Origin of the sequence: Chryseobacterium rhizoplanae (genome assembly GCF_900182655.1) — a bacterium.
Taxonomy (GTDB): domain Bacteria; phylum Bacteroidota; class Bacteroidia; order Flavobacteriales; family Weeksellaceae; genus Chryseobacterium; species Chryseobacterium rhizoplanae.
Window position 1 is genome coordinate 88995 of sequence record NZ_FXTC01000013.1, and the last position, 11838, is coordinate 100832.

Below are 11838 nucleotides of genomic sequence, written 5' to 3' on the forward strand. Positions count from 1 at the left end.
TTTAAATTAATTTTTATTAATTTATAATGATAATTAACAAAAATATTTCAATTTTATTATTCGTATTTTTTTAGTATATTTTTAAAATAAAATTACGAATAATAAAAAAAAGATAAAAAAGGAACCAATTAGTGAATTATATAACTCAAAAAAAAATACCCCGGCAAAAACCAGGGTATTCTTTATTTTATGTAAAAGAAATCTTACGCTTGAACGTTGTTTCCTCCTAATACGAAAGGCTCAACTTCTTTGATTTCTCCGAACTGCTGCTCGTAGTTAGCGATGTTCTGCTGAAGAGCGTTTAATACTCTTTTAGCGTGAAGTGGAGCAAGAATAACTCTTGATCTTACTTTAGCTTGCTGAACACCTGGCATCAACTGAATAAAGTCTACTACAAATTCAGATGGAGAGTGGTTTACTAAAGCCAGGTTAGCATAGATACCAGCAGCTACCATTTCGTTTAATTCGATGTTGATGTTTCCGTCTTGTGGATTTTGATTGTTGTCCATTGTTATAAATTATGTTTTTAAAATTCGAAATTTGAGATTGTGAAAATATAAAAATAATTTCAAATCCCAAATTTCAAATCATTAATTTTAGTTAAGGTCTTCGAATTCTTTCTTAGAACCTACAATAACGTTCTGATACTCTTTAAGACCTGTACCTGCAGGGATTCTGTGACCTACAATTACATTTTCTTTAAGACCGTTAAGATCGTCTACTTTACCAGCAACCGCTGCTTCGTTAAGAACTTTAGTTGTTTCCTGGAACGATGCTGCAGACATGAATGACTTAGTCTGAAGGGCAGCTCTTGTAATACCTTGCAGTACAGGAGTTGCTGTAGCAGGAAGAGCTTCTCTTACTTCTACCAATGCTAAATCTTCACGCTTCAACTTAGAGTTTTCATCTCTTAATTCTCTTGCAGTAATCATCTGACCTGGCATGAATTCTTTAGAATCACCAGCATCTACTACTACTTTAAGACCGAATACTCTGTTGTTTTCTTCCAAGAAATCATACTTGTGCTCAAGAGCTCCTTCAAGGAATTGAGTATCACCTCCATCTACGATAGATACTTTCGTCATCATCTGTCTTACGATAATTTCGAAGTGCTTGTCGTCGATTTTTACCCCCTGTAGACGGTAAACTTCCTGAATCTCATTTACCAAGTATTCCTGAACTGCTGTTGGGCCTTTAATTCTTAAGATATCTTCCGGCGTAATAGAACCGTCAGAAAGCGGAGAACCTGCTCTTACGAAGTCATTCTCCTGTACTAAGATCTGGTTTGATAATTTAACTAAATAAATTTTTCTTTCTCCAGTTTTAGCTTCAACAATAAGTTCACGGTTACCTCTCTTAATTTTTCCGTAAGAAACTACCCCGTCGATTTCAGTAACAACCGCTGGGTTTGAAGGGTTTCTAGCTTCGAATAATTCGGTAACTCTCGGAAGACCTCCGGTGATATCCCCTGCTTTCGCAGATTTTCTTGGGATTTTGATTAAGACTTTACCAGCCTTAATTTTTTCACCATCGTTAACCATTAAGTGGGCTCCTACCGGTAAGTTGTAAGCTTTCTGCTCAACACCTTTAGAGTCTACCACCTTCAAGGTAGGTACGGCTTTCTTATTTCTGGATTCAGAGATTACTTTCTCTTCGAATCCTGTTTGTTCGTCAATTTCAAGTTGGAATGAAATACCCTGGATAATATCCTCGTATTCTACCTTACCTGAAGTTTCAGCAATAATTACCGCGTTATATGGATCCCATCTACAGATTGTATCCCCTTTCTTCACTTTATCACCTGGTTTTACAGCTAATATAGATCCGTAAGGTACGTTAGCTACCATTAATGGAGTTCTAAGCTCATTATCAGCAACTAATCTGAATTCTGTTGAACGGGAAACGACAACCTCAGCTGTATTACCGTTTTCATCTTCAGAAGTAATCGTTCTTACTTCATCCATTTCAACGATACCATCTCTTCTTGCAACGATAGACGGGTTTTCTGATACGTTTCCTGCAGTACCCCCTTGGTGGAAGGTTCTCAACGTAAGCTGAGTACCAGGTTCCCCAATTGACTGTGCTGCAATTACACCTACCGCTTCACCCATGTGGATCACTTTACCTGTTGCTAAGTTTCTTCCGTAACATTTAGCACAGATACCTTTCTTAGCTTCACAAGTTAATGGTGAACGAACCTCAACTGATTCTAATCCAGCTTCTTCGATTCTTTTCGCCAATGCTTCAATGATCACCTGATCTGCGCTTGCAATAAGCTCGTCAGTTTCAGGATCGTAAATATTATGTAGCGATACTCTACCTAAGATTCTTTCAGAGATTTTTTCAACGATCTCATCATTTTTCTTAAGTGCAGTAACTTCTGTACCTCTCAGCGTTCCACAGTCATCTTCTGTAACGATAACGTCCTGTGCAACGTCTACCAATCTTCTCGTTAAGTAACCAGCATCAGCTGTCTTAAGAGCGGTATCCGCAAGACCTTTACGGGCACCGTGGGTAGAGATAAAGTACTCTAGAATTGAAAGACCTTCCTTAAAGTTGGCAAGAATCGGGTTTTCGATGATCTCCGCTCCGGTAGAACCGGCTTTCTGCGGTTTTGCCATCAAACCTCTCATCCCTGATAACTGACGGATCTGTTCTTTAGAACCCCTCGCTCCAGAGTCAAGCATCATATATACAGAGTTGAAACCACCTTGGTCAGTTTTCATTCTGCTCATGATCATTTCAGTTAATCCTGCGTTGGTGTTTGTCCAAACGTCGATTACCTGGTTATAACGTTCTGTATCGGTAATTAGACCCATGTTATAGTTAGCTCTAATTTCGTCTACAGTTTCAATGGAAGAAGCAATCATCTGCTTTTTCTCAACAGGAACTACAATATCCCCAAGTGAGAATGAAAGACCTCCTTTGAATGCGTTTGAATATCCTAAGTCTTTCATTGCATCAAGGAACTTCACAGTGGTAGGGAAATCTGTATCAGCAAGGATCTTACCGATAACGTTTCTCAATGATTTCTTCGTAAGAAGTTCATTGATATATCCTACCTGCTTAGGTACAATCTGGTTGAATAAAATTCTACCTACAGAAGTTTCGATCAATCTTGTTACTATTACTCCATCTTCTTTAACAGGTAGTCTACATCTTACCTTAGCATTTAAAGAAACTCTACCTTCAGCATAAGCGATTTCCGCTTCCTCAGGAGAATAGAATGCAAGACCTTCTCCTTTTACTTTCATATCTTCTGTAGAGCTCAATTCTTTAGTCATGAAATAAAGACCAAGAACCATGTCCTGAGAAGGTACTGTAATCGGAGAACCGTTTGCAGGGTTCAAAATGTTTTGAGAACCTAACATCAATAACTGAGCTTCAAGGATTGCCTCTGGTCCTAACGGTAAGTGCACCGCCATCTGGTCACCATCGAAATCGGCGTTGAATGCTGTTGTTACCAACGGGTGTAGCTGGATTGCCTTACCTTCGATCATCTTAGGTTGGAAAGCCTGGATACCCAGTCTGTGAAGCGTAGGTGCTCTGTTCAATAGAACAGGGTGACCTTTCATCACGTTTTCAAGGATATCGTAAACTACCGGTTCTTTTCTATCAATAATTCTCTTTGCAGATTTTACAGTTTTTACAATCCCTCTTTCAATTAGTTTTCTAATGATAAACGGTTTGTAAAGTTCAGCTGCCATATCTTTAGGAATACCACATTCGTGAAGCTGTAAGTTTGGACCTACAACAATTACGGAACGCGCAGAGTAATCTACCCTTTTCCCTAGTAAGTTCTGACGGAAACGACCCTGCTTACCTTTCAATGAATCAGAAAGTGATTTCAATGGTCTGTTTGATTCAGATTTTACTGCAGAAGATTTTCTTGTGTTATCGAATAATGAATCTACTGATTCCTGAAGCATACGCTTCTCGTTTCTCAAGATTACTTCAGGAGCTTTGATCTCCAATAATCTCTTCAAACGGTTATTTCTGATAATTACTCTTCTATAAAGGTCATTCAAGTCAGAAGTTGCGAAACGTCCTCCATCCAATGGAACCAATGGTCTTAATTCTGGTGGGATAACAGGAAGTACACGCATGATCATCCACTCTGGTCTGTTGATCATTCTTGTATTAGCACCTCTCAATGCTTCTACAACATTCAATCTTTTCAGAGCTTCTGTTCTTCTTTGTTTTGAACCTTCGTTGTGAGCTTTGTGTCTCAAGTCGAAAGACAATGCATCAAGATCGATTCTTTTTAACAGATCTTCCACAGCTTCAGCACCCATTCTGGCGATGAATTTGTTTGGATCAGAATCATCAAGATACTGATTTTCTACAGGAAGAGTTTCCATAATATCAAGGTACTCTTCTTCTGTAAGGAATTCCATATTTTCGAAATCGGAACCATCTAATTTTTTAGCAATACCCTGCTGAATCACTACATATCTTTCGTAGTAGATGATCATATCTAATTTCTTAGAAGGGATTCCTAAAAGGTATCCGATTTTGTTTGGCAATGAACGGAAGTACCAGATATGAGCAATAGGAACAACCAAACCAATGTGTCCGATTCTTTCTCTTCTTACTTTTTTCTCAGTAACTTCTACACCACAACGGTCACAAACGATCCCTTTGTAACGAATTCTCTTGTATTTACCACAAGCACATTCGTAATCTTTTACAGGACCAAAGATTTTCTCACAGAATAATCCGTCTCTTTCAGGTTTGTGAGTTCTGTAGTTAATAGTTTCCGGTTTTAAAACCTCCCCTCTTGAGTCTTGTAAAATAGACTCCGGTGAAGCTAAACCGATGGTTATTTTATTAAATCTACTTGTTTTATTTTTATTTGACATTTTTTAGATTTTAGATTTTGGATTATAAATTTTGGATAGAATTCTGAACGGGTTCAAAATTCAACAGGCAAAATTTAAAATTATTCCTCAAGTCTTACATCAAGTCCAAGTCCTTGTAACTCGTGAAGTAATACATTGAATGATTCCGGAATACCTGGTTCAGGCATAGATTCACCTTTTGCAATTGCTTCATAAGTTTTTGCTCTACCAATCACGTCATCCGACTTCACAGTCAGGATTTCTCTCAGGATATTGGATGCACCGAATGCTTCAAGTGCCCAAACCTCCATCTCTCCGAATCTCTGACCCCCGAACTGAGCTTTACCTCCTAACGGCTGCTGAGTAATCAATGAGTAAGGCCCAATAGAACGTGCGTGCATCTTATCATCAACCATGTGTCCTAGTTTCAACATGTAAATGATACCTACTGTCGCAGCCTGAGTAAATCTTTCTCCGGTACCACCATCATAAAGGTGAGTGTGACCGAATTTAGGAAGACCTGCTTTCTCTGTATATTCAGTAATCTGATCCAGAGTAGCTCCATCAAAGATTGGTGTAGCGAACTTCATTCCCAGTTTCTGACCAGCCCATCCAAGAACGGTTTCATAGATCTGACCGATGTTCATACGAGAAGGTACCCCTAGTGGATTCAATACGATATCTACTGGTGTTCCATCTTCTAAGAACGGCATATCTTCTTCACGAACGATTCTTGAAACGATACCTTTGTTACCATGACGTCCTGCCATCTTATCTCCTACATTCAGTTTACGTTTCTTAGCGATGTAAACTTTAGCCAACTTCATGATCCCTGCCGGAAGCTCATCTCCGATTGAAATTGCAAATTTCTCACGGTTTTTAACTCCTTGGATGTCGTTATATTTGATTTTGTAATTGTGAATTAATTGTTTGATCAATTCATTTTTGTCAGCGTCAACTGTCCAGTCTGCACCACTAACGTTTACATAATCTTCAACTGAAGTTAATAACTTGTGAGTAAATTTCACACCTTTACCGATGATTTCTTCGTCAAGGTCATTTTGTACCCCTTGAGAAGTTTTACCGCTTACCAGTGTATTTAATTTTTCAATTAAAGTATTTCTCAACTCGTCAAATTTAGCCTTGTAAGTGTTTTCAATTTCTTCAAGTCTAAGTTTTTCTTCAGTTCTTTTCTTTTTGTCTTTAATGTTTCTGGAGAACAATTTCTTGTTGATAACAACTCCTCTTAATGAAGAGTCAGCTTTTAATGATGCATCTTTTACATCACCAGCTTTATCACCGAAGATTGCTCTAAGAAGTTTTTCTTCAGGAGTCGGGTCAGATTCACCTTTTGGAGTAATTTTACCAATCATGATATCTCCAGGCTTCACTTCAGCACCGATTCTTATCATACCGTTCTCGTCAAGATCTTTAGTAGCTTCTTCAGATACGTTTGGAATATCTGCTGTAAGCTCTTCCATACCTAATTTGGTATCACGAACTTCAAGAGAATACTCATCTACGTGGATTGAAGTAAACCAGTCTTCACGTACAACTTTTTCGTTGATTACGATTGCATCCTCGAAGTTGTACCCTTTCCAAGGCATGAACGCTACCACTAAGTTTCTACCAAGAGCCAATTCTCCTTTTTCAGTAGCATAACCGTCGCAAAGTACCTGTCCTTTTTCCACTACATCACCTACTCTTACGTTTGGTCTTAGGGTAATTGTTGTACTCTGGTTGGTTTTTCTGAACTTAGTAAGTTTGTATGTTTTAGTAGCAGACTCGAATTGTACTAAATCTTCGTCTTCACTTCTTTCATATTTAATAACGATTCTGTCAGCATCTACGTACTCTACAGTACCTGTACCTTCAGCGTTAATTAAGATTCTTGAATCTCTTGCAACCTGCTGCTCAAGCCCTGTACCAACGATTGGAGCCTGTGGCTTCAATAGAGGAACGGCCTGACGCATCATGTTAGATCCCATCAATGCACGGTTCGCATCATCATGCTCCAGGAAAGGAATCAATGAAGCGGAAATACCTGAGATCTGGTTTGGAGCTACGTCGATAAGGTTCACCTGAGCAGGCTCCACTACCGGATAATCACCATCCAATCTTGCAATAATTCTGTCTGTTAAGAAGTCTCCGTTATCACTCAATTCAACGTTTGCCTGAGCAATTACTTTATCTTCTTCATCTTCTGCATTTAAGTAAATAGGGTCAGCGTTAAGATCAATCTTACCACCTTCTACTTTTCTATATGGAGTTTCGATGAAACCAAGGTTGTTGATTTTCGCATAGATCCCCAGAGATGAAATCAAACCGATGTTTGGTCCTTCCGGAGTTTCAATCGGACAAATTCTTCCGTAGTGAGTATGGTGAACGTCACGAACCTCGAAACCTGCTCTTTCTCTTGATAAACCACCAGGCCCTAGTGCAGATAATCTTCTCTTGTGAGTGATCTCTGATAACGGGTTGGTTTGGTCCATGAACTGAGAAAGCTGGTTGGTACCAAAGAATGAGTTGATTACAGATGTTAATGTCTTCGCATTTACAAGGTCAAGCGGCGTAAAGATTTCGTTATCTCTAACGTTCATTCTTTCCTTGATTGTTCTTGCAATTCTTGAAAGACCTACTCCGAACTGTCCTGCTAACTGCTCACCAACAGTTTTAATTCTTCTGTTTGATAAGTGGTCAATATCATCAACCTCAGCTTTAGAGTTTACCAATTCGATTAAGTGTCTTACGATCGCAATGATATCTTCTTTTGTAAGAACCTCAGTTGTTGTAGGAATGTTAAGACCTAACTTTTTGTTCAATCTGTAACGTCCAACTTCACCTAAAGAGTATCTCTGCTCAGAGAAGAATAATTTTTCAATGATTCCTCTTGCCGTTTCCTCATCTGGCGGATCTGCGTTTCTTAACTGACGATAAATATACTCTACCGCTTCTTTTTCAGAGTTAGTAGGGTCTTTTTGTAATGTATTCTGGATGATAGAGAATTCGTTGCTGTTTTCTTTGTGAATCAGGATTGATTTCACACCAGCATCCAGGATAAGATCTAAGTGTTCTTTTTCAAGGATTGTTTCTCTATCCAGGATGATTTCGTTTCTTTCAATAGAAACTACCTCACCTGTATCTTCGTCTACGAAATCTTCGAACCAGGTGTTCAATACTCTCGCAGCCAATGTTCTCCCTTCCACTTTTTTAAGGGCAGCTTTAGAAACTTTCACTTCTTCCGCAAGGTCGAAGATCTGAAGGATATCTTTATCAGATTCGTATCCGATAGCTCTTAATAAAGTTGTTAATGGTAATTTTTTCTTACGGTCGATATACGCGTACATCACGCTGTTGATATCGGTTGTAAATTCCATCCAAGATCCTTTGAAAGGGATAATTCTTGAATAGTAAAGTTTGGTCCCGTTCGCGTGGTAAGTTTGCCCGAAGAATACACCAGGTGAACGGTGAAGCTGCGTAACAATAACTCTCTCAGCACCGTTGATGATGAAAGAACCACTTGGCGTCATATAAGGAACCGGACCTAAATATACATCCTGAACCACTGTCTGGAAATCTTCGTGTTCCGGGTCAGTACAATACAATTTAAGTCTAGCTTTTAGAGGAACTGAATAAGTAAGTCCTCTTTCCACACACTCATCAATTGAATAACGTGGAGAATCTACCAGGTAGTCTAAGAATTCTAATACGAATTGGTTTCTAGAATCCGTAATTGGGAAATTCTCTTGGAAAGTCTTGTAAAGAGCTTCTGTCTTTCTGGCTTCAGGAAGTGTATCAAGCTGGAAAAATTCTCTGAAAGACTCAATTTGGATATCCAAAAAGTCCGGAGTGATGATTTTTCCTTTCGCTGATGAGAAATTAATTCTCGGATTTCCTTGAGTTGTTGATTTTGTTTTACTCATAAAACTTTTAAGAAAGGGTTAAAAAATATTTTGATTCATTAAAAAATATCAGAAAAAGAACAAAAAACAAGGTAAAAGTAAAAGGTAAAAGTGTTTTTGGCGCTCACAGAAGACCTCAGGACTCTTTTAACTATGCACTTGGCTCTTTCTAACTGCAACACTGGTATATCTTTTCACAGTGTAATGCAAAATATTTTTATTACTTTTGAGGCAGCATTACCGCAATATCTACATATACGAAATCCCTCTCACGTTTCCACAATGAAAGAGTTGATTTTCAGTATTTTATAAATTTACAAACAATTTTTCGCGCCAAAAGAAGGGCAAAGATACAAAAATCTATCCACAATAACAAATAAATCATCTCATTTTGAGACTCTTAAAAACAAGAGAGGCTGCTCAAATATGAGCAACCCCTCCACAACACAAGCTAATCTTATGACTATTTCACAATAACCTTATAAGATTTTATTTTTGATTTGGTTTCTATTTTAATGATATAAACTCCTGTAGGAAGTGAAGATGTATCAATACCGGTATTGGCATTAAACTTATCTGCCTTAATTACCTGTCCCTGTGCTGAGAACAGAGTATACACTCCTTCTTCTGCAGAGGTAATTCTAAGATTTTCTCCTGCTTTTACGGGGTTTGGATATACTTTCACATCATTGGCAGCATCATCAATTTCCGCAGCTGTGGTTTTTGCAGCAGTTTTAGAAGCATTTTTCAACAATGAAGCATATGGTGAAAGCGGAGAATCAGGAGAACCTCTTTTCACCAGGTCAGTATCTACAACAGCCTGAATACCGTCTTTATCCTGATCATTAATTGTAGAGATAAATCCACCTCCTAAAGTATCCAGATTACCCTTTCCGATCTGATAAAGGTCAAGATCAGAACCATTGGAAGTGATATCCAGGAAGTCCGGTTTATCATCTCCATCTGTATTTTTAACTGCATATTTCAATATTCCTGAGTCCGGTGATGTTTCCAGAATATCAGCGATACCGTTTTTACCTACCGGAACATTGGCATCAATAACTCCGTTGTGATCTGCATCAATCTGGTTGATGACTGATGTTGGAATTCCTGATTCAAATAAGTCTAAGATACCATCGTTATCAGAATCAAGGTCCAGATAATTCGGAACCGAATCTCCCAATACCGGCGTCAACAGGATATCTCCTTCATTATCATCATCCTGGAATTTTCCATTTTTATCAAAATCTTCCACAGCATCAGGAATACCATCGTTATCAGAATCCAGATCACAAGCATCCACAATACCATCTCCGTCTGTATCCAGTGCAGGAGATTTATCATTTACGGCTGTACATCCTTCTGCACAATCAGGAATTCCGTTTCCGTTGTTATCTATATTATCATCTCCTCCCTGACATTGATCGAAACAGTTTGGAACACCATCGTTATCATCATCTCTGCTCGCAAAAGCATTATAGATATAATAATTCTGAGGGAAACGAACCGCAGTTCCGCTGTTGAATGTAATTTTAATACGGTTGAATGGCTTTGTTGCTTTTCCTCCAACATAGAATTTATTTGAATTTGTTGTGAAGAAGTTTCCGCTGATAAGACTTCCTGAGCTTGTAAAGGTATCTGTCAGGGTATTTCCATTGTATAAGGTCACGGTAATATTTTCCAGAACACTTACTCCAAGAAGATTTCCTGCTTTTTCTACAGTAAACCCGGCCATCGTATTGACAGGAAGCACAGTATTGCTGCTTACCGTTGCAAAGGCTGAAAAAATACTAAGAAAAGACGCTGCCGGAACAGTAGCCGTTGCATAATTAGACGGATTATTATCTACAATAGCTCCCGGATTGGTCATCTTTGCTAAAATAAGACCAAGGAATCCCGGACCTGATGTCCATGAAGTTCCGGTTACCAAATTTCCAGGTACCGCAGAACCACTTGTCTGGATTTTATCGTCACATTCGCAAGAAACTGGTTCTTCAAAAGCATAGTAAACTTTTAAAGCTCCTAAATTAAATCCAACTGTCTGCGTAATTTTTAATCGTACTTCATTGAAAGGCTTAGTAGTCGTTAATGTAACTTTCTGCTTTCCTGAACCGAATCCCAACACTTTTATATTAATCAGACCACCTCCGTCAGACAACTGTTTTGAATCCTGAAGCTGGCCGTAAAGATAAGTTTCTATTGTAATATTCTTCAAAAACTCAGCACTTAACAGTTTCCCCTGATCATCCGGTTCTATTACAAAACCTGTCCTGTTACCAGCAGGATATACCTGATTTTTATCAAGAACCCCAACTGAATAAGACCCCAGTAATCCGACCGGAAGAACTATTGACCCGTAAGAGTTTTTATTTCCATCTCCAATTCTTTCTTTATTCTGAACATAAGAGAGCGGAGCCAGGAAACTGCTGCTTCCGGATACATTCCCGTCAACACCGCTTCCTGCAATGATATCATCACAAATACCATTATTGTCGGTAGGCACTTTTGCCGGATCAAATGCAAAGGCATAATACACATTCATAGCACTGAATACGGAAAGAACATTGGTTTGATACAATCTTGCTTCATCAAATTCTTTTGAAGTTTTAAAATGCAGGAATATCCTGTTTTTGCTTCCTCCGAATGCCGGAACTGACAAAAGAGTACTGTTGGTAGTGGTCTCCTGAAGAACACCATTTTTATAAGTACTGATCCGCAAAGAACTCAAAAGATCTATGGTAATAAAACTCGTTCCAAGATCCACATTGAATCCGGTAATATATCCTGCCGGATAGGTTGTATTTTTATTCTTCACAGAGATTCCGTTTCCACTTAACAGGGAGGCGAAATTCCCCATGCTTACGCTGTTGTCAAGGCTTGCGTCCACCACCGGATTCATGCTTCCGTTATAACATGCCAGGCAGATCCCTGAATTGTTGACAGGTTTTGCCTCTACACCCATCCCACGGATCGGTTCATAGCCCTGCTGCGCAAATACTATTGCTGACATCATCAGTGTCATAAGCATCGCAGCTAACTTTTCGAATAATTTTCTGGTCATTTTTATTTTTTTAAGGTTTGTGTTTATTTATATT

The 11838-nt window shown here is 38.6% G+C and carries 4 protein-coding genes; all 4 read right to left on the bottom strand.

The window, feature by feature from the left end; all coding sequences use genetic code 11:
• Positions 1-203 precede the first annotated feature (203 nt).
• The 4 genes from FN817_RS21030 to FN817_RS21045 all read right to left on the bottom strand — a co-directional run bounded on the left by FN817_RS21030 (position 204) and on the right by FN817_RS21045 (position 11804).
• The gene (locus FN817_RS21030) at positions 204-509 is read right to left on the bottom strand and encodes a DUF3467 domain-containing protein (RefSeq protein WP_002976436.1); all 306 of its coding nucleotides are present in this window, start codon (positions 507-509) and stop codon (positions 204-206) included.
• Positions 510-596: 87 nt separating this feature from the next.
• Positions 597-4862, bottom strand: coding sequence for a DNA-directed RNA polymerase subunit beta' (rpoC, locus tag FN817_RS21035; protein WP_142719649.1), 4266 nt, complete (start codon positions 4860-4862; stop codon positions 597-599).
• Positions 4863-4942: 80 nt separating this feature from the next.
• Entirely contained in the window at positions 4943-8764 is a 3822-nt protein-coding gene (rpoB, locus tag FN817_RS21040) for a DNA-directed RNA polymerase subunit beta (protein WP_047425671.1), read from the bottom strand.
• A gap of 442 nt (positions 8765-9206) precedes the next feature.
• A complete protein-coding gene (locus FN817_RS21045; RefSeq protein ID WP_142719650.1) occupies positions 9207-11804 on the bottom strand; it encodes a T9SS type A sorting domain-containing protein in 2598 nt (865 codons plus the stop codon).
• Between the last annotated feature and the right edge of the window lie 34 nt (positions 11805-11838).